This window comes from Flavobacterium longum, assembly GCF_965137575.1.
Classification (GTDB): domain Bacteria; phylum Bacteroidota; class Bacteroidia; order Flavobacteriales; family Flavobacteriaceae; genus Flavobacterium; species Flavobacterium longum.
In genome coordinates, this window is sequence record NZ_CBCRZJ010000002.1 from 130,586 (window position 1) to 152,458 (window position 21,873).

21 protein-coding genes are annotated in these 21,873 nt (G+C 49.5%); 9 read left to right on the forward strand and 12 right to left on the reverse strand.

Annotation, left to right across the window (positions count from 1 at the left end):
• The first annotated feature begins 41 nt into the window (after window positions 1-41).
• The gene (gene dprA / locus ACM9J1_RS03590) at window positions 42-1,142 is read left to right on the forward strand and encodes a DNA-processing protein DprA (protein ID WP_415580568.1); all 1,101 of its coding nucleotides are present in this window, start codon (window positions 42-44) and stop codon (window positions 1,140-1,142) included.
• Here dprA and ACM9J1_RS03595 read toward each other — a convergent pair.
• Both ACM9J1_RS03595 and ACM9J1_RS03600 read right to left on the reverse strand, forming a co-directional pair.
• On the reverse strand, window positions 1,135-3,615 hold the full coding sequence (locus ACM9J1_RS03595; protein ID WP_415580569.1) for an Hsp70 family protein: 2,481 nt from the start codon (window positions 3,613-3,615) through the stop codon (window positions 1,135-1,137). The genes dprA and ACM9J1_RS03595 overlap by 8 nt on opposite strands.
• A gap of 6 nt (window positions 3,616-3,621) precedes the next feature.
• Complete coding sequence (locus ACM9J1_RS03600; RefSeq protein ID WP_415580570.1) at window positions 3,622-3,909, reverse strand: hypothetical protein; 288 nt, start codon at window positions 3,907-3,909, stop codon at window positions 3,622-3,624.
• A 106-nt stretch (window positions 3,910-4,015) separates the two neighbouring features.
• Here ACM9J1_RS03600 and ACM9J1_RS03605 point away from each other — a divergent pair, with 106 nt between their 5' ends.
• Complete coding sequence (locus ACM9J1_RS03605; protein WP_415580571.1) at window positions 4,016-5,488, forward strand: hypothetical protein; 1,473 nt, start codon at window positions 4,016-4,018, stop codon at window positions 5,486-5,488.
• Here the strand turns inward: ACM9J1_RS03605 and trpS are convergent.
• Window positions 5,485-6,465, reverse strand: coding sequence for a tryptophan--tRNA ligase (gene trpS, locus ACM9J1_RS03610; RefSeq protein WP_415580572.1), 981 nt, complete (start codon window positions 6,463-6,465; stop codon window positions 5,485-5,487). The two genes, ACM9J1_RS03605 and trpS, sit on opposite strands and share 4 nt — an antisense overlap.
• Before the next feature lie 124 nt (window positions 6,466-6,589).
• Between trpS and ACM9J1_RS03615 the strand changes: the two genes are divergently transcribed.
• Window positions 6,590-7,330 carry a lysophospholipid acyltransferase family protein gene (locus ACM9J1_RS03615; protein ID WP_415580573.1) on the forward strand — a complete coding sequence of 247 codons (741 nt, stop codon included), beginning with the start codon at window positions 6,590-6,592 and terminating at the stop codon, window positions 7,328-7,330.
• A gap of 86 nt (window positions 7,331-7,416) precedes the next feature.
• On the opposite strand, the gene ACM9J1_RS03620 is transcribed toward ACM9J1_RS03615, so the two are convergent.
• The 4 genes from ACM9J1_RS03620 to recA all read right to left on the reverse strand — a co-directional run bounded on the left by ACM9J1_RS03620 (window position 7,417) and on the right by recA (window position 11,067).
• Complete coding sequence (locus ACM9J1_RS03620; RefSeq protein WP_415580574.1) at window positions 7,417-9,015, reverse strand: hypothetical protein; 1,599 nt, start codon at window positions 9,013-9,015, stop codon at window positions 7,417-7,419.
• Window positions 9,012-9,554, reverse strand: a complete 543-nt coding sequence (locus ACM9J1_RS03625) for an RNA polymerase sigma factor (protein ID WP_415580575.1) — start codon at window positions 9,552-9,554, stop codon at window positions 9,012-9,014. The genes ACM9J1_RS03620 and ACM9J1_RS03625 overlap by 4 nt, the downstream gene beginning before the upstream one ends.
• A gap of 10 nt (window positions 9,555-9,564) precedes the next feature.
• A complete protein-coding gene (locus tag ACM9J1_RS03630) occupies window positions 9,565-9,969 on the reverse strand; it encodes a hypothetical protein (protein ID WP_415580576.1) in 405 nt (134 codons plus the stop codon).
• A gap of 93 nt (window positions 9,970-10,062) precedes the next feature.
• Window positions 10,063-11,067: a recombinase RecA gene (recA, locus tag ACM9J1_RS03635; protein WP_415580577.1), complete on the reverse strand. Its 1,005-nt coding sequence runs from the start codon at window positions 11,065-11,067 to the stop codon at window positions 10,063-10,065.
• A gap of 330 nt (window positions 11,068-11,397) precedes the next feature.
• Between recA and ACM9J1_RS03640 the strand changes: the two genes are divergently transcribed.
• The 3 genes from ACM9J1_RS03640 to ACM9J1_RS03650 are packed head-to-tail and all read left to right on the forward strand — an operon-like array spanning window position 11,398 to window position 13,831.
• Window positions 11,398-12,132: a lysophospholipid acyltransferase family protein gene (locus tag ACM9J1_RS03640; protein WP_415580578.1), complete on the forward strand. Its 735-nt coding sequence runs from the start codon at window positions 11,398-11,400 to the stop codon at window positions 12,130-12,132.
• A 16-nt stretch (window positions 12,133-12,148) separates the two neighbouring features.
• Window positions 12,149-13,126: an acyl-ACP desaturase gene (locus ACM9J1_RS03645; RefSeq protein WP_415580579.1), complete on the forward strand. Its 978-nt coding sequence runs from the start codon at window positions 12,149-12,151 to the stop codon at window positions 13,124-13,126.
• 54 nt (window positions 13,127-13,180) lie between these two features.
• A complete protein-coding gene (locus ACM9J1_RS03650; RefSeq protein ID WP_415580580.1) occupies window positions 13,181-13,831 on the forward strand; it encodes an HD domain-containing protein in 651 nt (216 codons plus the stop codon).
• 21 nt (window positions 13,832-13,852) lie between these two features.
• Here the strand turns inward: ACM9J1_RS03650 and ACM9J1_RS03655 are convergent, their stop codons facing one another.
• The 5 genes from ACM9J1_RS03655 to ACM9J1_RS03675 all read right to left on the reverse strand — a co-directional run bounded on the left by ACM9J1_RS03655 (window position 13,853) and on the right by ACM9J1_RS03675 (window position 18,736).
• Window positions 13,853-14,635, reverse strand: a complete 783-nt coding sequence (locus tag ACM9J1_RS03655) for an enoyl-CoA hydratase/isomerase family protein (protein ID WP_415580581.1) — start codon at window positions 14,633-14,635, stop codon at window positions 13,853-13,855.
• Window positions 14,636-14,638: 3 nt separating this feature from the next.
• On the reverse strand, window positions 14,639-16,060 hold the full coding sequence (locus tag ACM9J1_RS03660) for a sensor histidine kinase (RefSeq protein ID WP_415580993.1): 1,422 nt from the start codon (window positions 16,058-16,060) through the stop codon (window positions 14,639-14,641).
• 56 nt (window positions 16,061-16,116) lie between these two features.
• Complete coding sequence (locus ACM9J1_RS03665) at window positions 16,117-16,659, reverse strand: CopD family protein (protein ID WP_415580582.1); 543 nt, start codon at window positions 16,657-16,659, stop codon at window positions 16,117-16,119.
• 3 nt (window positions 16,660-16,662) lie between these two features.
• Entirely contained in the window at window positions 16,663-17,703 is a 1,041-nt protein-coding gene (hemH, locus tag ACM9J1_RS03670; protein WP_415580583.1) for a ferrochelatase, read from the reverse strand.
• 163 nt (window positions 17,704-17,866) lie between these two features.
• A complete protein-coding gene (locus tag ACM9J1_RS03675) occupies window positions 17,867-18,736 on the reverse strand; it encodes a helix-turn-helix transcriptional regulator (RefSeq protein WP_415580585.1) in 870 nt (289 codons plus the stop codon).
• Window positions 18,737-18,965: 229 nt separating this feature from the next.
• Between ACM9J1_RS03675 and hemA the strand changes: the two genes are divergently transcribed.
• From hemA to ACM9J1_RS03690, 3 genes are read left to right on the forward strand one after another with little or no spacing between them, the layout of a single operon-like run.
• Complete coding sequence (gene hemA / locus ACM9J1_RS03680) at window positions 18,966-20,210, forward strand: glutamyl-tRNA reductase (protein WP_415580586.1); 1,245 nt, start codon at window positions 18,966-18,968, stop codon at window positions 20,208-20,210.
• Window positions 20,211-20,248: 38 nt separating this feature from the next.
• Entirely contained in the window at window positions 20,249-21,169 is a 921-nt protein-coding gene (hemC, locus tag ACM9J1_RS03685) for a hydroxymethylbilane synthase (protein ID WP_415580587.1), read from the forward strand.
• Window positions 21,166-21,867 carry a uroporphyrinogen-III synthase gene (locus tag ACM9J1_RS03690; protein WP_415580589.1) on the forward strand — a complete coding sequence of 234 codons (702 nt, stop codon included), beginning with the start codon at window positions 21,166-21,168 and terminating at the stop codon, window positions 21,865-21,867. Before hemC ends, ACM9J1_RS03690 begins: the two co-directional genes overlap by 4 nt.
• Window positions 21,868-21,873: the final 6 nt, after the last annotated feature.

Consider the following 21,873-nt stretch of genomic DNA (forward strand, 5'->3'; position numbering starts at 1 on the left):
AACAGTCCATAAATTTCTACCTTCGGGATTCAGATTTTATTATGCGCCATACAGAATTATTTTACTTGCTCGCCTTGCAAAAGGCCGAAGGCATCGGTGATGTCTCCATCAAAAAGCTACTTGCCCATTGCGGCAGCGCCGAAGCGGTTTTCCAAGCGAAGTGGCCGCAACTCGCCAAAATAGATGGCATCGGTACGTTCCGGCTGCGGAACATCCACCAGAAATCCAACCTTATACAGGCCGAAGGCGAATTGTCTTTCATCGAAAAACACGGCATCCGCGCGTATGGTTTTCTGGACGATGATTATCCGTTTCGGCTGAAGCATTGTCCGGACGGCCCGGTTATTTTGTTCTCTTCGGGGAACATCGGGTTGGCCGACCGCAAAATCATCAGCATCGTCGGGACACGGCAGGCCACACCGCACGGCATTGAAGCCTGTCGCCAGATCATCGCCGATTTGACGCCCGTAAACCCGATCATCGTCAGTGGTTTTGCGTACGGAATCGACATCGCCGCGCACTTGGCGGCCTTGGACAATGGCTTGCAAACCATCGGGGTTTTGGCCCACGGATTAGACCAAATCTATCCGAAACAGCACCAAAAATATGCCCGCCAAATGGAAGCCAACGGCGGTTTCTTCACGGAATTTTGGAGCAATACCGCGCCAAACCGCGAGAACTTCCTGAGGCGCAACCGCATCGTCGCCGGGGTTTCGGAAGCCACGATCGTGATCGAATCGGCCGAAAAAGGCGGATCGCTCGTCACGGCCAACATCGCCAACGATTACAACCGCGATGTCTTTGCCGTTCCCGGGCGCGTCACGGACCATTTCAGCCGCGGTTGCCACAACTTGATCAAGTCGCAAAAAGCGATGCTGCTCACCGGCGCCGCAGATTTGGTGTATCAACTCAATTGGGATTTGCAACAACAACCCAAACCCGTTCAAACGCAGCTTTTCTTGGCGCTCGACCCGGACGAACAACCCGTTTACGATTTCCTGAAAGCCAACGGCAGGCAACAGCTCGACCATTTGGCGCTGGGTTGTGGCCTGCCGGTTTCCAAGACATCATCGATTTTGCTCGGGCTGGAACTCAAGAACGCCGTGCGGCCGTTGCCGGGCAAATCCTTCGAGGTTATTTGAGCCCGAGGTTGCCGTCGAACGAAGACAAATCGTCGTCGCCTTTCGGTTTGTTGATCAATAGCGTCCACATTTGGTTGCAGATGGATTTCAACTCCGGATAATTCTGGTTGTCGATGGCTTTTGCGCCAAGGTCGCAGAGTTTCTCGAATTTGGACGGGTCGCGGAATTCACGCGGATCGTAAAAACGCAGATGGTAGTAAATATCGATGTAGCGTTCTTGCGTGTTGCGGTAAATGTCGTTGAGCAAATCCTCGAGTTCCTTGTTCTTTTTCCGGATCAGGTATTTGTTGCCCGACTCGAGCGTTTCCTTTTCGTTGCGGATGATTTTCTCGAATTCGTCTTTCTGTTTCGGACTTGCTTTTTCCAGGTATTGTTCGAAAAGGTCGCGCGTGTCCTGGTATTCCCGTAGTTCGTTGAGCACGTGTTTGTGTCGCACCAAATCATCGAATTCCTGCACGGCAAGGCGTTTCATTTCGTCGAGCTGGTATTTCTTGTCGGTGGAATGGTCTTCGGCAATGTCCGACGCTTCATTGTACAACACGGCCAAATGGTCCAGACAGCGCTTGAGTTTGGAAAGGTAATCGAAGTTTTCCTCGGCTTCCTCGTTCCAGATTTCGTGGTTGATTTCGTCCATCGCGTCCTTGATCTCAGACCGCAATTTCTCCACCGAAACGGCCCGTTGGTGCGGGTTGAACACTTCGCTGATTTCCAAATCAAGCGAGCTGATGTAGACGTTTACGCTCAAGTCCCGCGATTCGGAAATCTTGAAATTGAGTTCGATGTCCATGCCTTTGAGCAAATCCTGTTGGAAGCCGCGTCCGCTGATTTCCACGTATCCGATGCTTAAATTGCTGCCCACCATGCTGCCCGCGTTGCCTTCCACGATATTGATGATGAGCTTGTCGTCCGAATTCTTCAGGATGTTTTTCGAGCACGTCTTGTAGATCGTTTTCTTCAATGGCAGGATGTCATTCTTGCGGAAAATGCGCTCCAGAATGGTTTTACCCGAAGATTCGTCCAGCTCCAGACAGATGTCGTTCGGGAGCGGTTGCCCCGAAATATTATACAAACCGTTGGTGATCTTGATGGTATCGGTATGCACTTGACGCTGGTTGTCGTCGTAGAGATACAGCGTAAACAAGTTGGTGGTTTTCGGGAGCAAAGGCAGGAATTCCGAAAAGCGTTGCGCCATCTTCAACACGCCGGTGTCAAAACCGCCGTCGCCGCGCATGATGCGGTAGTAGCCATTGAATGGACCCTCAACGATTCCGGCCACCAATTCTTCGCTGTCTTTGGAATGCGGTTCATAAATCAGGTTCAGGTCGATATTGGTGTTGAAAGAAGGCAAGTCATCGGTCTTTTCGTCTTCCAGTGCGGACGGTTTCGCACCGGCATAATACGCCGCGCCCACCAATACGGCAGTTGTCGGGTCAATGCTCGAATCTACGGTAACGCCGCTCCGCCGTTGGAGTTCTTCCCTGACATACGGGATGTAAGTCGTTCCGCCGACCAGTATAATCCGTTCGATGTCTTGGAAACGCATGTTGTTCTCGCGCAGGAGTTTTTCCATCAGCGAATAGGTTTCCTCGAATTTCGGTGCCAAAACGTTTTCGAATTCGGTTTTCGAAATATCGATTTCCACCGACAGTTCCGGCGATTCCGTGTCGATTTCAATCGTAACGCTGTCCTTGAGCGAGAGTTCCTTCTTGGCTTCTTCGGCCTTGAAGAGCAACTCGAAGTACAATTTCTTCATGGACGAGTCTTCGCCCGAAACCATCTTCGCCCACAAACCCGAGAGGTTCGCCGCTTTCTCGATTTTCGGACACAGGATTTTCTCGACCATCAGATTGTCCAGGTCAACGCCGCCCAAAAAGTTGTTTCCTTTGTGGCTGATGACGTTCAGTTCGCGCTCGTTGATGCTCACCAAGGCCGCGTCGAACGTGCCGCCGCCGTAGTCATATACCAGCCATTTTTTTTCCTCGGTCACGTTTTGGCCTTGCGCGTTGGAATAGGCGAGGCAAGCCGCAATCGGTTCCTGAAGCAACACGACTTCCTGCAATCCGGCTTCGTAACCGGCTTTTTTGGTGGCGTTGCTCTGGATGGTATCAAACGACGCTGGAATGGTAATCACGCAGGATTTGGGCGCATGGCCTTGCGCGAACGAAAGCAATTCCTTGAGCACCATGGCAGAGAGTTCCACAGGCGAAACGGATTTTCCGATATCGGGCACGGCATACGATTCGTCCGAGCCCATTTTCCGCTTGAACGACGAAAAGACGTTGCCGGTATTCGAGGCGATGTGTTCACGGGCTTTCTCGCCGATCTGGATGCGTCCTTTTCGGAACGAAACCACCGACGGAATCGTGTCGCGGAAACCGACCGGGTTTTTAAATACGGTGATTTTTCCACCGTCGTACATCGCCAGGCCGGAGTTGGTCGTGCCCAGGTCGATGCCAAAATTGATGTTGTCCATAGCTATTTATTCAACGATGACGACGCCTTTTTGCAGCAGCGTGTAATTGCCGTTTTCGGTAGCGTAAATCACGGGTTTGAGTACGCGGGTAATGGTTTTTGCGTTCGGGTTCAGGATGTTGGCTTCCACCGATGCGTCGCGTTCGTCATACCGCGTCCCGATCGGGTTGACGACTTGGTAGCCCATTTCCTCCAACTGGTGTGCGATGCGCTGGAGGTTGCGCTCGAGCATATCCAGTTTATGGTCTGAAACCTTTTTTTCGATTTCGAACAATTGGTTGATGATTTCTTTCATAGATGCTTATTCAGGCTGGGCAAGATACAATTATTTGTTTTTTTCCGGAAACGATTCTGCGGTTCGTTTAAAATCCTATTTTTGTCGGGCTGCCTATGAAAAAGCTATGAATATCATCGAATTATTTACCCGGTTAGAACTTCAGCGCGACGCCATTTCGGGCCACAGCGCCAACGACATCATCCGCATCGAGAAACAGCTCAATGTGGAACGGAAGCTTAATCCGGATATTGACACCAACACGGCGGCCAACCTGATTTCGGCGCTACGCGATTACCCGCGGGCGTTGCTTATGGTCTTGAGCAGCCGTCATTTGTATAATTTCTTTACCGGGAAGGATTTGGCGCGGAAGGCGTTCCCCGAATATCTTCCGGATGTTTCCGAAGAAGAAGTCCGGGCATTCATCTCGAGGTTTTTGTCCGACGACTTGGAGCTTAGGCTAGACCAGGCATTAACCAACGAGCGCTTCAGTACCATCCGCGATTTCTTGACGGTCAAACAATATTTGCCCGAAGAGTCGCTGCACCGCTTGGAAAAACGGGTTACGGGCAAACTGGAATTCGGGATTGGCCGAATGCCAAGGGAAGGCGCAATTGACACCTCGTCCATCCAATACATGCGCTTGATGAGTTTCTACGAAGTCTTGTCGCATTTCCGCTCGATTGAACTCGACGACAAGATTCGGATCGTCATCAACCGGACTTCGGACATGTACAACAGCAGGCGCGAGGCGCAATTTGCCAGCGACGTCATGGTTTGTTTGCCGTCCTACAACGCTTTCGACGACGAGTTGAACCGCGTGACACAGGGCAACAGTAAAATCATCAACGGGGCTGCGGTGTCACGGTCGTCGTCATCGTCCGGTTCGGGCATTTCGGGCCGTGTGGTATTTTTGGTCATCATCCTGATCATCAAGGTCATCATCTTCTCGAGTAAATGCAGCAACAACAGCAGCAATTACGACTACAATTCAAGTTATGAGCCTTACGGCTACACGTATGACATGCGCCAGGCCGATGTGCAGTCTTCGGAAAATATGGATTACCTGGCGGCGTTCAACCGCGATTCCATCACCGAAGTCAAGTCTGCGGATACAATCACGACCGGGCAGAATCCGTTCAGAAGTTCGCTGGTGCGGCGCATCCCAATCACATACAAATCCAATCAAACGCCATCCGACGTGACCTTCACGAATGATTCGCCGTATGATCTGGTCTTGCTGGAATACGGCGGCGTGATCCAGGTGAATGCACCGGAAGATGCCCATTTCATCAAATCTGGCGAGAAGTTGACCTTGACATTATTGACAACGGGCGAGGTGCGCGATGAGTTTACATTCTATTTCGGGAATAAACTGGCGTCGTTCAAGAGCAGCGGTATGGAGTTGACGCGCCGCGATTCGTTGCCCGAGGTCCGGTTCCGTAAACCCGCGCCGTACTGCCGAGAAATCCTGAACAAGCGGTTCAAGTTTACCAAGGATGTGACCATCAGTAAAACCGGTGGACAACTCAAGATTTCATCGGTTGGCATGGAAGCCGTGAATGATACGCTACAGCGACCGGGCGAATTCGTTTTCTAGGCTTTAAACCCCAATTTTTCGCGTACGCGCACCAAGACCCCGTTCGCTACTGCGGCGGCTTTCTGCGCGCCAATCTGGAGCAATTGCTCGACTTCCGACGGATTGGCTATGTAATGGTGGTATTTCTCGCGTTCGGTCTTAAAACGTTCCGCAATCAATTCGAACAGCGCTTGCTTGGCGTGTCCGTAACCGAAATCACGGGTTGCGTTGGCGTATTTTACGCGCATCTCTGTCTCTTGCGATTCAGTCGCCAGCAACCGATAAATCGCGAAGACTTTACAAGTTTCCGGATTCTTCGGCTCTTCCAGCGGCGTACTGTCGGTCTCGATAGACATGATTTGTTTGCGGAGTGCTTTGTCGTCTAAGAAAATATTGATGATGTTGCCGCGCGATTTGCTCATTTTTTGGCCGTCGGTACCGGGAACATACATCGTTTCTTTTTGGACGGACGCTTCCGGGATGACGAACGTATCGCCCATTTGGTGGTTGAACCGCGAAGCAACGTCTCGGGTAATCTCGATGTGTTGCAATTGGTCTTTCCCGACCGGAACGAAGTTCACGTCGTATAAAAGAATATCGGCGGCCATCAGCATCGGGTAGCTGAATAAGCCCGCATTAACATCGTCCAAACGGTCTGCCTTGTCCTTGAAAGAATGCGCCAAGGTCAATCGCTGGAACGGGAAAAAGCAACTCAAATACCAGGAAAGCTCTGCGGTTTGCGGCACGTCGGACTGTCGGTAAAAGACTACCTTTTCGACGTCTAACCCGAAAGCCAGCCAAGTCGCGGCCACGCTCAGCGTATTTTGACGCAATTCGTTTCCGTCCTTGATCTGTGTCACCGAGTGCAAATCTGCGATGAACAGGAAGGTTTCGTTTTTTGCGTCTTTAGACAATGCGATTGCCGGGACGATTGCCCCGAGCAGGTTTCCTAAATGCGGCGTTCCGGTGCTTTGGATTCCGGTGAGGATTCTGGCCATTGTTTTTGAGTTCAAGGTTTAAAGTTCAAGGTTCGGAAGTTTGTCGTGCGCCCTGTGTTTAGTGTCTTTCACCATTTTTTGCAAAGGTAAAGCTATTTGTCAAACAATCCGTACATTTGGGCGTATGAGAATTTTAAAGGGTATTTTCTGGATACTGTGGCGCGTGTGGTTCTACATCTTGATTGCGTTGCCCATTATTGTCATGTTTCCCTTTTTGTTCGTGTCGATTCTGCGGGAGAAATGGTATCCGTATTTTTTCATCATGGCGCGCATCTGGGCCAAATTCATTTTGTACGGTATGGGTTTTTACTACAAGGTCGAGACCGATCAGGAACTCAAGCCGCACGAGAGTTATGTGTTCATCGCCAATCACACTTCCATGACCGATATCATGCTGATGCTGGCCGTTGTCCGCAACCCGTTCGTGTTTGTCGGGAAGAAAGAGCTGGCCAAGATTCCGCTGTTTGGTTTTTTCTACAAACGCACCAGCATCATGGTCGATCGCGGCAGCCAGAAAAGCCGGATGGAGGTTTTTGAACGTGCGCAGCGGCGTTTGCACCAGGGCTTGAGCATCTGTATTTTCCCCGAAGGCGGCGTGCCCGATGAATCGATTTTGCTCGACGAATTCAAGGACGGCGCATTCCGGATGGCGCTTGAACACCAAATCCCAATCGTGCCGCTTACTTTCGCCGACAACAAAAAGCGGCTTTCCTACACGTTTTTCAGTGGCAGTCCTGGTATGATGCGGGTGAAAATCCATCCGTTCATGGAAACAAAAGACCGCCCCGCAGACAAGAAGGAAATCAAGGAGTTGCGCGAAAAGGCTTGGGAAACCATCCACAACCAATTGCAATTGTTCCAATAAAAAAAAGCGCCGGTTCATCTTCCCCGGCGCTTTTCCGCTGATCCCTCAGCTCTAACTTAACTATAAAACAATTAACCCAACATAATTTAGAATCTGTAGCTGACGCCAGTGTACAGGCCGAAGAAGAATGGCTTAAAATTACCGGCATCGTTGCTGAACGTGTTGATTTGGTATTTGAACATCGGTTCCACATTCGCCTGGAATGATTTCAGGAAGCTATACCGGAAGCCAACGCCTACGTTTGTACTGAAATGCACCGAATTCAGGTTGTCGGCCTCGCCAATGGTCATGTCCAAGCCCGGCGAAACGAGCGACACTTCATTGCGGTTCAGGAACAGTGTGCTCACGCCGCCAATCAACTCCATTCCGAATTTCTTGTCCAGCAATTGGTAGGTCATTTCAACCGGAACTTCTACATACCCGATTTTTTGGTTCACTTCGCCACTATATTGGCTGCGGGCACGGCTCATTGTGGTTACCGCGTTGGCTTCAGGTTTATTTTCAACCTGAACGAATGAACCCGCCATATTCGGTTTGAGGTTCTCGATCACGCGGGCATTTTCGGTTTGATAGAACACGATGTCCGTGGTATTGTATTCAAGCGCAAGGGCATTGACCCCGGACTTGATGGCAAACTTTTTATTGATGTTGTATTTGGCACCCACACCATATGACAAACTCGGCGCGTAGCTTTTGCGGTTGCCTTCGAAACGAGAATCCAGCGGCGAACCCTGGGACACAGAACTAAAATAAATAGGGGCAACATTGGAGGTAATTTGCCACCTATTTATTTTTTGTTCTCTGGAGGTAACTTTGTTTTCTTTTTCATTTAACAATTCTTCCAACACGTTAGGTTCAGCGGCAGCAACAACGGCTGAATCCTTTTTTAATTCGATGTCGTTGGCAGCGACACCAGTGTTTTGAGGGGTTTGTACTTCCAGTTTGTCGTCCGTTTTTTGGTTTTCTTGGCGTATAGGCTGATGGTTCAAGCCGTCGGCTGGCAAATTGCCTTGGCTTTGGTTGTTGTGTCCATTGGCTGCAATGCCTTGATTCTTGACGGAATCATTTCCGGCGGCATAGCTTCCGTCAGAATTTATCCGGCCGTCCTTTCCAGGCATTGCGGCAATGGCACTGTTGGCGTTTTGGCCAACGGCATTTGGTTTTTTGGGAGCGGAAAGCTTGCGGCGATCTGCGCCCGGTTGGATAGTTATTTCTTTTTCACTTATCTTCTCTTGAGGATTTCCGCTGCCTGACGGCGATGCCGCGATGGCTCTTTCGGAAATTTTTGGCGTCAGGTTGTTTGGCGCGACATTCTGATTCGGTTCAGTTCCTGATGCGTTTGGCGCGATGGAATCCGGATTTGTTGACTGGTTGTTTCCGGTATTTACGCCAGGATTCACGCTTTGGTTTTCGTTGGTATTGCCTTCGGAATTCCCGTTGGATTCTGTATTGACCACCGCGTTTTCGGTTGCCGTTTTCGCGGCAGTGAATCGGTTAAAAATCAGCAATCCCAACATTAGCAATGCCGCAACACCGGCTACTTTCCACCAAATCGGGATAATCCGGCGGCGTTTCTTTTCCTTGAGCTCGGCTTCAATATTTTGCCATACCTTTTCGTCCGGCGTGACTTCGAAGTCCCGGAAACGTTCCTGAAAAAGGCGGTCTATATTCTTTCTTTCGCTCATCTTGCCGATGGTAAATTATTTTGAGCCGTGTGGCTTTCTATTTTCTCTTTCAAAATCACCCGCGCCCGAGACAAGTTTGATTTTGAGGTTCCGGTTGAAATGTCGAGCATATCCGCGATATCGTTGTGCGAATAGCCGTCTATCACATAGAGGTTAAACACCAGCCGGTAGCGGTCGGGCAATTCCTGGATGATTTTCATCAGGAAGTCGAGCGATACCGTTTCATCGATTTCAACCTCTGGCTCATCGGCGATATTCTCATGGGTCAACTCCAAAAAACTCACCTTGCGGTATTGTTGGAGAATGTTGTTGATCATGATCCGCTTGATCCAGCCTTCAAAAGAACCTTTAAAATTATATTGGTGGATTTTATCGAAAACGATCAGGAATCCGTCCTGTAAATTGTCTTCAGCTTCCGCATAATTGCGCGAATACTTCAAGCATATCGCAAACAACTTAGATGAAAATAATCTGTATAATTGTTCTTGGGCCTTGGTATCGTTGTTTTTGCAATCATGGATGAGCTGATCTAAACTCAAACCCGTACAATTAGTTGTTGACTACTGCTTCTGCTACATAAAAATGGTCTGTTCCGTCTTGGTTTGTTCCGTCCCAAAACTTAAACACATAAGTTCCGGGAAACCTTGGCTTGAACTTCAACGGCACTTCGTAAATCTGATCGTCCTGGCCGGGATTTGCCGTATTTACTTTGGCGTATTCGATGGCCACAACCCGGTTGAAATCTACCGCTTGGTAATAAAACCCTTGAAAGATGTGACTGTCGTCCGGTCTTTTATAGCGGATCATGATTTCAGAAATACTGTCCACTTTAAAAGAACTCGCCATTGTTACCTCATGAACCGGCCCAAGGGCAAATTGTGGATTGTCTTCGCCGCCCGTGTCACACGATGCAAAAAAGACGATGGCCAATGCCAGGAGAACCAATTTTTTCATTTTCTGTTTTTGTTTTATAGACCCAAGATACAAAATGTAAAAAAGGGTTGCGTTAGGGTGTAAAAAAACCCGGATTTTTTTCCGGGTTGGTGTTTATTCTGCTTGTTCCTTAATGGTCTGCTTGATTTTTTCCTCAAGTTCTTCAGACAGTTCAGGGTTGTCTTTCAACATAATCTTGACGGCGTCGCGACCTTGGCCTAACTTGGAGTCCATGTAACTGAACCACGAGCCAGACTTCTTGATGATCTCAAACTCAACGGCCAAATCCAGGATTTCTCCGGTTTTGGAAACACCTTCGCCGTACATGATGTCAAATTCAGCCGTCCTGAATGGCGGCGCAACTTTGTTCTTGACGACTTTTACTTTCGTGCGGTTGCCGATGACGTTGTCGCCGTCTTTGATTTGCGACGAGCGGCGAATGTCCAAACGTACCGATGCATAAAATTTCAACGCATTACCGCCGGTTGTGGTTTCCGGGTTGCCGAACATTACCCCGATTTTCTCCCGCAACTGGTTGATGAAGAAAACGGTACAATTTGTCTTGCTGATGGTAGCGGTCAATTTACGGAGCGCCTGCGACATCAAACGCGCGTGCAAGCCCATTTTGGAGTCGCCCATTTCACCTTCGATTTCGCTCTTTGGCGTCAGGGCAGCCACAGAGTCAATCACGACCACGTCAATCGCGCCTGAACGGATCAGGTTTTCAGCAATCTCCAAAGCCTGTTCGCCGTTGTCCGGCTGCGAGATGATGAGGTTTTCGACGTCAACGCCCAGTTTCTCGGCGTAATGGCGGTCGAAAGCGTGCTCGGCATCGATAAAAGCCGCAATGCCGCCGGCTTTTTGCGCTTCTGCAATCGCGTGCAAAGTCAAGGTTGTTTTACCCGAAGATTCCGGCCCGAAGATTTCCACGATGCGGCCTTTCGGATAGCCGTTTACACCTAAGGCCAAATCCAGCCCGAGCGAACCCGATGGAATCACTTCTACTTCTTCCACGGCCTGGTCGCCCAATTTCATTACGGTGCCTTTGCCGTACGTTTTGTCTAATTTATCAAGGGTTAATTGGAGTGCTTTTAGTTTGGCTTCTTTCTCTGAACTCATTTTTTCTCGTATTAGTGGCGTAAAATTACTGCTTTTTTCGACTGTTTCCTGCTGGTCGGGAACTATTTATAAACAAACAAATTTGCTGTTAAAAGCGTTGGGATTGACGTGGTTTTCCCGTAACTTTTCTTAAAAATAAGTTGCTGGTTGTTGGTGGCTGGCGGCCAGATGATTTCTTGTCTGACAAAATCGATTTTAATACGGAAGTATAGCAGGATTATGATGTTACCCCAGAAGTTGAATGACGACGATTCGTAAGATAGAACGTCTGGCCACTAAAGCGCAACGGTACTAAAAAAAGTCGTACTTTTGGGCGAGATTACCATCCGAATGCAAAAAATCCTCTCGTACCCGATTTCCGTAATTTATTACCTGTTCTTTGGTTTATGTCTGGTCGTTTTTCACCCCATACAATGGGTTTGCTTCAATGTGTTGGGGTATCAGGCGCACAAGAAGAGCGTGGATTATCTGAATTTTTGTTTGTTGCGGTGCACGCATCTTTTGGGCACGACGTATACCTTTGAAGGCCGTGAAAAGCTTCCGCAGGACGTTCCGATGATCATCGTCGCCAACCACCAGAGCTTGTATGATATTGTCGCCATTATTTGGTTCATGCGCCGCTGCCACCCGAAATTCGTCAGCAAGAAAGAGTTGGGCAAAGGCATTCCGAGTGTGTCGTACAATTTGAGGCATGGCGGCTCGGTGCTCATCGACCGCAAAGACCCGAAACAAGCCGTTCCGGTCATCAAAGGCTTGTCTGAGTACATTGAAAAAAACAAACGCTCGGCCGTGATTTTTCCGGAAGGCACGCGCAGCAAGACCGGCAAGCCGAGAGCATTCGCCACCACGGGATTAAAGATTTTATGCAAATATGCGCCATCGGCCTACGTCGTTCCGGTTACAATCAACAACTCGTGGAAAATGGTGCGGTTCGGCACATTCCCGATGGGTTTAGGCAACCATTTAACTTTCACCGTCCATGACCCGATTGCCGTAGGTTCGATGCCGGTAGATGAACTCATGGCCAACACTGAAAAAGCCGTAGTCGGCGCCATTAAAAATTAAGAAAATGTCAATTGAAATGCTCCAAAATACACGCCTCGAAGTCATGCGATTCCTTGAAAAAGATGTCGATGCCTTCGTGGACGAATACCTAATTCCCATCGATACAATCTGGCAACCCGCCGATTTTCTGCCGCCGTCCAACAGCGAGGAATTCCTCGACCAGGTCAAGGAACTGCGCGAACTCGCGAAAGATTTGCCCTACGATTTCTGGATTGTCCTGATTGGCGACATGGTCACCGAAGAAGCGCTGCCCACGTACGAATCCTGGCTCATGAACATGGAAGGCGTCGGGCAAGAGGAAAACAACGGCTGGTCTAAATGGCTTCGGCATTGGACCGGCGAGGAAAACCGTCACGGCGACCTTTTGAACAAATATTTGTACCTGTCCGGCCGCGTGAACATGCGCGAAGTGGAAATCACGACACAGCATTTGCTGACCGACGGTTTCGATCCGGGCACGGGCGTCGATCCGTACAAAAATTTCATCTACACCAGTTTCCAGGAATTGGCTACATACGTCTCGCACAACCGCGTCGGGCAACTGGCCAAACAATATGGCGAGAAGAAACTCAACAAAATCTGCAAGATGATTGCGGGCGACGAAATGCGCCACCACCATGCCTACAGCGAATTCGTCAACCGTATTTTCCAGGTTGACCCGAGCGAAATGATGTTGGCGTTCCAACACATGATGAAACACAAAATTGTGATGCCGGCGCAATTCCTTCGCGAAGCCGGACACAAAATGGGCGCGGCCTTCGAACATTTTTCGGATTCGGCGCAGCGCATCGGCGTTTACACCGCCAACGATTACGTGGATATTTTGCGCAAGCTGATCGTACGTTGGGACATCGGCAACATGACCGACCTGACAGCAGAAGCCGAGAAAGCTCGAGATTTCCTGATGAAACTCCCAGACCGAATGGCAAAGATTTCTGAGCGCCTCGTTATCCCGGAAGAATCGCACGTGTTCAAATGGGTAACGCCGGCCTAGAAGTTCAAGGTTTAAAGTGGAAAACCTTGAACCTTACACTTTGAACGTATCATCATGGACAAAATACTCGTCGACCAAACCATACAGTTTGTAAAAAAGGAACTTGAAAATGCCGAGGGCGGCCATGATTGGTTCCACATTGAGCGCGTCTGGAAGAATGCGCTGTTGGTTGCGCAAGGCGAAACTTGCGACTTGCTTGTGGTGCAACTTGCAGCCTTGTTGCACGACATCGCCGACAGCAAGTTCCACGCTGGCGACGAAACCGTAGGACCGAAAAAGGCACGTGTGTTTCTGGAATCGCACGATGTTGATGAAAAAACCATCGCACATGTCGTGAACATCATCGAGAACATTTCCTTTAAAGGCGGCAATTTCGAGCGGAATTTCCATTCGAAGGAACTCGACATCGTCCAGGATGCAGACCGCTTGGATGCCATTGGCGCCGTCGGGATTGCGCGCTGTTTCAACTACGGCGGTTTTAAGAATCGGGCATTGTACAATCCCGAGATTCCGCCGGTGATGAATATGTCCAAGGAAGATTACAAAAAATCCGACAGCCCAACGATCAACCATTTCTACGAGAAACTCCTGTTGCTCAAAGACCGCATGAATACCGAAACCGGTAAGCGCATCGCGGCTCAACGTCATCAATATATGGAAGATTTCCTGGCGCAGTTTTATGCCGAGTGGCGAGGCGAAAAATAAAGCCGGAGTACCCGGCCTTGATTATTTCCCTGTAAAAGAAGCCTTCCGTTTTTCCAAAAACGCCGTCGTTCCTTCCTTGAAATCGTCACTGCCGAAACATTCCCCGAACGATTTGATTTCGGTCTTGAAACCGTTCACGCCGTCGCGGAAATTCGCGTTCACCGCAACTATGGCTTTTCCAATCGCATAGGGTGAATTCTTCATGATTTTCTGCGCGATGCCATGGCAGAAATCGAGCAATTCCGCTTGCGGGACGACATGATTCACGAGTCCGCAGGCTTTGGCTTCGTCAGCCGAAATCATCCCTGCGGTCATGATCATCTCCATCGCTTTTCCCTTACCGACCAATTGCGGCAGGCGTTGTGTTCCACCGTAGCCCGGAATCACGCCCAAAGACACTTCGGGCAATCCCATCTTGGCGTTGTCCGACGCAATGCGGAAATGACAAGACATGGCCAATTCGAGTCCGCCACCGAGCGCGAAACCGTTCACGGCGGCAATCACGGGCGTTTTCATATTTTCGACGAAATCAAACAACAATTCCTGTCCTTGTGCGGCCAATTCTGCACCTTCGGCAACCGAGAAATTCGCAAATTCCGAAATGTCGGCGCCAGCCACAAAGGCTTTCTCACCACTTCCGGTCACGATGACGACACGCACCGAGTCATCGGCGTCGAGCGCGGCAAAAGCGTCATTGAGTTCGCCAATAGTGGCTTTGTTGAGTGCGTTGAGTTTTTCAGGACGATTGATGGTTACCGTAGCGATACCGTCGGCTTTGGTGACCAGAATGTTGTTGTAGCTCATGTGTTACGGGTTTAAGTGGACGAGCGGAAGCGACACCGTGAAGGTTGTGCCTTTTCCGACTTCGGTTTCAAAGGTAATGGTTCCTTTATAATTTTCGATGATGTTCTTGATGATGCCCAAACCCAATCCCATGCCGCTGGATTTGGTCGTGAATTTCGGCTCGAAGATGCGCGGCGCGTCTTGTGGCGCAATGCCGGTGCCGTTGTCGCTCACACAGATTTTCACCCAATCGTCTGTGCGGCGGATGGCCACGACCACAGATTTTTGGGGTTGCTCGTCCGGAATGGCCTGGATGGCGTTCTTCACCAGGTTCGTGATCACCCGGATGAGTTGCGTGCGGTCCATTTTGGCCACAATGACTTTTTCGTCGCTTTGGAATTTGATGAAATCTTCGTTGAAAATGTCGAGCGCCAAGTCTACGACGCTTACCACGTTGAGGTTTTCATTCTGCTGCGCCGGCATGGATGCGAAGTTGGAAAACGCCGAGGCCACTGCGCCCATGGTGTCGATCTGCTGGATCAGCGTCTTGGAGTAATCGTTGATTTTCTGTTTGAGATCAGGGTCGTCGGGGTCAAATTTACGCTGAAAACTTTGCACGGTCAACCGCATCGGCGTGAGCGGATTCTTGATTTCGTGCGCCACTTGCTTCGCCATTTCACGCCACGCTTCTTCGCGCTCGCTTTGGGCCAGTTTGGCGGCGCTTTCCTCGAGTTCGTCCACCATTTTGTTGTATGCCTTGATCAGCGTGTCAATCTCGCGGCTGTTGGCCTTCAGGCGGATTTTTTCGTTGCGCTGGTTGAAGCTCGTCTCGGTGATACGGTCCGAAATCGTCTTGAGTGACTGCGTGATGTACGCCGAAAGGAAGTACGCCAATGCGAACGCAATCAAGAGTGTAAAGGTATAGACTTGCCCGAGACGGATCAGGAAATTCTGCAGTTCGTTCTCGTAAAAACCGTCGTCTTCCACGTAGGGCAAATTCAGGATGCCAAGCGGCTTGAACTTGTCGTCCTTAATGACCGTGTACGAAGAGCGTTTGCGCAATCCGTCCACGCTTTTGATGTCAACATACCGTTTTTCGATGGACGACTGCACCAGTTTCAGGATGAATTTCGGGATCGGCGGTGCCGGTTTGTCAATCGAAAATGACGCTTTGGACGATTTGAGCAATTTTCCGTTCAGGCCGTAAATATTGATTTCCTGGTTGTGGATGTCGGCCAGCTCATAAATCCGGTCCTTGAAAATCAGCGGCAGGTTGCGCGTGGTGAGCGGATAGGTCGTGGTCGATAAAATATAATTGATGTGTTCGCGGATGGTATTTTCCTTGGCTTCCAGTCGCTGCTGGTGGTATTCGCGCGCCTCGTTCTTGAACTGGATGATGGAGATTGAGGCCAGCAGTACAGATGAAATCAAAATCAATACAATCATCGACAGGAAAATCCTCGTGCGCAATGACAGCATCGATATGTTCAGCCAACTTTTGCTCATTCTTTTTTCGCACGGATGCGTTTGTACATCTTAAAGCCGAGCATCAGCAAAACCGACAGCGAAATGAGGCCGACCACGCCAAAAATCCAATCGACGGCATTTTTCAGGATGACCAGAAAAACCACCGAAAATAAAATAATCGTCGCGCCTTCGTTCCACAACCGCAAGAAGTTCGAGGAATAGCTCACTTCATCGCGCTGCAATTGCCGGTAAATCTGGTGGCATTTCAAATGGTAGAGATACAGCAACAGCACGAACGCGAGCTTGACGTGCATCCAGCCCTGATCGAGCCAACCAGGCATCAGATACAGCAACGCAAACGCGAAAATGCTCGCCAATACTGCCGATGGCCAGGTGATGATGAACCACAGCCGGTACGCCATGAGCTTGAATTGCTTCTGTAAAATCTCTTTTTCGGGCGATGGTTTCGCCGCGGCTTCCACCTGATACACAAACAGCCGCACGATGTAAAACAGTCCGGCGAACCAGGTGATCACGAAAATCAGGTGCAGCGATTTGATGTAATTGTAATATTCCATGGGTTAGGCGTTGGCGACCACTTCTGCGTGTGCCCAATGGTTGATCCAGCCGGCGACCGTTTCGGCCCAATCGTCATTGTCGTTCAAACACGGAATCGCCATGAATTGCTCGCCGCCGTGTTCCTTGAACTGGTGGTTGGCTTCCATCGCGATTTCTTCAAGCGTTTCCAAACAGTCAGACACGAATGCCGGTGTCACGACCGCCAATTTCTTGATGCCTTTCTCGGGCATTTTGTTGATCTCGACATCGGTATAAGGTTCAAGCCATTTGTCTCCGGCGATGCGCGATTGGAAACTCTCCGAGTATTTCTCCTTCGGGATGCCGAGCAATTCCACGACTTGCCTTGTCGTCTCGAAACACTGATGGCGGTAGCAGAATTCATGCGCCGGCGACGGAACCGAACAACAAGTCTCGTTGATCTTGCAATGCGATTTGGTGACGTCGGTCTTGCGGATGTGCCGCTCAGGAATGCCGTGGTAGGAGAACAGCAAATGGTCATAGTCGAAGCCTTCGAGCGCGCGCTTGATGGAATCGGCCAGACATTGAATGTATTCCGGGCGGTTGTAGAACGCCGGCACCTTGGTCATCTTCATGTGTGGAAAATGCTTCTTGCGCAGTTCTTCGGCCAGCACGTTGATGGTTACCGTAGAAGCCATCGCATGCTGCGGATAGAGCGGAAAGAGCAGCACTTCGGTCACACCTTTGTCGTGCAATTCCTGAAGCCCGCTCATGATGGACGGCTTTCCGTAGCGCATCGCGAGCGACACCGGAAGCGCCGTATGCTGTTGCACTTTCGCATGCATTTTTTTCGATAGCACGATCAGCGGCGAGCCTTCATCGGTCCAGATCCGGCTGTAGGCTTTGCCCGAATTGATGTGGCGTTTTTTGGCGTTGATGAGAATGCCGCGCACCAAAAGGGCACGCAATAGATAAGGCACGTCGATGACGTATTTATCCATCAAGAACTCGTCGAGGTAAGGCTTGACGTCTTTTGGATCTGGGCTGTCGGGCGAACCGAGGTTGACTAAGAGAACTCCTTTCACAGTGTTGAATTTGGAAATTTGGAAATTTGGAAATTTGAAAATTGGCGTAACACCAATCCTTAAGTCCTCATTCCAAATAAGATTATTTTTTTGTTTTCAATCATATCATTTGTAGTAGGCCGACAACTCGGAGTCAGCGCAAACTCATTTTCAAATTTTCAAATTATGACCCGTTGTTGATCGACATCAAATACTTCTTCGGCGTCGTGGCGAATTTCTTCTTGAAGGCCGAAATGAAATGGCTTCCGGTGCTGTAGCCGATCTTCAGCCCGACTTCGTTCACATTGTAAGAACCGGTGTCGAGCAGTTTGCGTGCGTAATCCATTTTATAATCGAACAGGAAACCGTACACGGTATCGCCGTAAATCTGCTTGAAACCCATTTTGAGCTTCTTGAGCGTCAGCCCGACGGCATCGGCCAATTCCTGTAGTCCGGGCGGCTCGGCCATGTGCTGCACGACGATTTCCTTCGCTTTCCTGATTTTCAACACGTCGTCGTCCACCAAGAACGGGCATTGTTCGGCGTCGGCATTTTCGGCGCGGTTGAAGTACAGGCTCAGCAATTCGTAGCCTTTCCCCTTATAATACAGATTCTTGATTTGCGGATGCAAGTTGTAATGGAACAACTGGCTCAAAACAATGGCCATGGACGGCGAAATGTCTTCTTCCTTATAGTATTTCTTGTCGCGGTATTCTTCGCTCAAAAACGGAATGTAGTCGGCTTCCGTTGAAAAAAGGGCATGGAATTTCTTGATGGAAATAATCACCGAAATCACCCAGGATTGCCGCGCCAGTTCTATGTTCAACGGCAATTCCTTGTCCGGGTTGTACAACAACAGCGACTTTTCTTCGGGCAAATCGAGCGCGTAATTCCCATGGTTGAAAATGAGTTTGGCCTTACCCTTGAGCCCAAAGTGAAACTGGATCAAACCGGTCTTGACCTCGTGCGTCGCCCGGAAGGTTTCTTCGGAATCATTCTGGAAACGGATCAGCGTAAAATCGTCTTCAATCGTAATTACTTCTGCGGAACCCATAGCGATATTTTTTGTAGACTAAATGACAAATATCAGGAAAAATTTATTTAGAACAACTCTAAATAACACAATCGCGAACGCCTGATTTTATTGCAAAAGTAGCTTATTTTCTGACATTACAAGCAATTGAATGTCTCAAATCACGAAGCGATGCAAAAAGTACTTTGAGCGTTATTTTTATAAAATCCTTCGCAATAGTTTTGCTTATCCTAGAACGTGAAGTTTGAAAATGCAAAACAACCATCTGTCCAAGCACCAGACTTTCTATGCCATCGGGCTTAGTTATAAGAAAGCCGATGCAGAAATCCGTGGAAGATTTAGCCTTGACAATGCGGCCAAGACCAAGTTGTTGCATCAGGCGCAGGCTTCGGGCATTGACAGTTTGATTGTGACTTCAACTTGCAACCGCACGGAAATCTACGGTTTTGCCGAGCATCCGTTCCAACTCATCAAATTGTTGTGCGACAACAGTCAGGGCACGGTGGAAGACTTCCAGCAATTCGCCTACATTTATAAGAATAATGACGCCGTGATGCACATGTTTCGCGTCGGTACGGGTTTGGACAGCCAGATTTTGGGCGACTTTGAAATCATCAGCCAAATCAAGGGCAGTTTCAACGAAGCCAAGAAAATCGGGGTGGCCAATGCCTTTATGGAACGGTTGGTCAATTCGGTCATCCAGGCCAGCAAGCGTGTGAAGAATGAAACCGGTTTGAGTTCGGGCGCAACGTCCGTGTCATTTGCATCGGTGCAATACATCCTTAAAAACGTCGCGGACATTTCCAATAAAAACATCTTGCTTTTCGGTACCGGAAAAATCGGGCGCAACACCTGTGAAAATCTGGTCAAGCACACCAAGAACGAACACATCACGCTGATCAACCGTACGAAAGACAAGGCCGAGAAAATTGCGGGCAAGTTCAATTTGATTGTCAAGGATTACGCTGATCTGCATCTCGAAATCCAAAAAGCCGACGTGCTGGTCGTGGCCACGGGCGCGCAGAACCCAACGGTTGACGCAGCCATCCTGAACCTGAAAAAACCGTTGTTGATCCTGGATTTGTCGATCCCGAAAAACGTCGATGAAAATGTGGAATCGATTCCAGGTGTAACGTTGGTTCACCTCGACGCGCTTTCGCAAATTACGGACGAAACCCTTGAGAAACGAAAGCAGTACATTCCGGATGCCGAGGCCATTATCGCGGAGATCAAACACGAATTCATCGGCTGGGTCAATGCCCGAAAATTCGCCCCGACCATTACCGCGCTCAAGGAAAAACTCAATACCATCAAGACTTCCGAGCTGAATTTCCAGCGCAAGAAACTCTCTAATTTTGACGAAGAACAAGCGGAGATCATTTCCACGCGCATCATCCAGAAAATCACGACGCATTTCGCCAACCATTTAAAGGACGGCAACGACGACAGCATTGAATGGATCGAGAAAATCTTCCAGCTCGAAACCTCAAAATAGATAACCACGAATTCGCGAACCGCGGCTAAAAAGTAAAAGTGGCAAACAAGACCATCAGAATCGGGACGCGCGACAGCCAACTGGCTTTGTGGCAAGCCTATACGGTAGAAAAAAAACTCAACGATCTGGGTTATGACACGCAGGTCATCCCCATAAAATCCGCCGGCGACCTCATCCTCGACAAGCCGTTGTATGAATTCGGCATCACCGGTATTTTCACCAAGACGCTAGACGTCGCCATGATTTCAGGCCAGGTGGACATCGCGGTGCATTCCATGAAAGACGTGCCGACCGCGCTCCCGAAAGGGATTGTGCAAGCCGCCGTCTTGGAACGTGAAAACTCAAAAGACATCTTGGTGTTTAACGCAGCGCCGGATTTTACCCAAGAGCTCACCATTGCCACCGGAAGCCTTCGGAGGCAGGCGCAATGGCTCAACCGGTATCCGCACCACAACGTCGTTGATTTGCGCGGCAATGTCAATACACGGCTGCAGAAATTGGCCGACAATGATTGGGGTGGCGCCGTTTTCGCGACCGCCGGACTGGATCGACTCGGTATCAAACCTGAAAACCACATCGATTTGGACTGGATGATTCCTGCGCCTGCACAAGGTGCGATGGTTGTCGTGGCGATGCAGGAAGACGCTTTTTGCGTGGACGCCGTGTCCAAGTTAAATCATTTGGAAACCGACATTTGCACGTTGGTGGAACGCGAATTCCTGAGGACGCTCGAAGGCGGCTGTACGGCACCCATCGGGGCGCTGGCGACGGTCATCGGGAATGACATCAGGTTTGAAGGTTTGTTGTGCTCGGTAGACGGACAAGAAAAAATCCACATCGAGAAAACCACTGCGTTGTCGCACGGGCGAAACGGTTTCGGCCGCAGTTGCGCCGAGGAAATACTGGCCAACGGCGGCGCATCGGTCATGGAAAAAATCAAACGCGACCTAGGCAAATGATCCGGATACTGTCAACAAAAAAGCTACCGGTAAACCAGAAACAATTCCTGCTCAATGCAGGTTTTTCTGTAGTTGACGCCGACTTTATCCAGACGCAACCCGTTGCATTCGCACTTCGCGACATCAAACAAAACCTTATATTCACCAGCGCCAATGCGGTCAGGTCGGTAGCGGATCATCCGCAGGTGCAAGACATCAGGCGCAAGCCTTGTTTTGCCACTTCGGGCAAGACGGCCGAGGTGCTCGATGAAGTGGGTTTTACCGTAATTGAAACCGCCGACGATGCTGCGGGTCTGGGCATGATCATCAACGAGAAATATCCGAAAGAAAGCTTTACCTTTTTCTGCGGCAATCTCAGGATGGAAACCTTGCCTGTTTGGTTTGGTGAATGGAACATCGACTACAACGAAATCCCGGTCTATGAAACCACGCTGACACCGGTTAAAGTCAGTGAAACCGACGGCGTTTTGTTTTTCAGCCCATCGGGTGTCGAGAGTTTTTTACAGACCAATACATTAGGTAAGCAAACCTGTTTTTGCATCGGCGAAACCACTGCAAAAGCGTTAAAAGATAAAACAGATAAAATCATCATCGCGAACAAGCCATCGGTGGAAAACGTGATCGTGCAGTGCATAAACTATTTCGTCGAACGTCGAACGACCGATGTCGAACGACCGGATAACGGAAACAGAATCTAACCATAA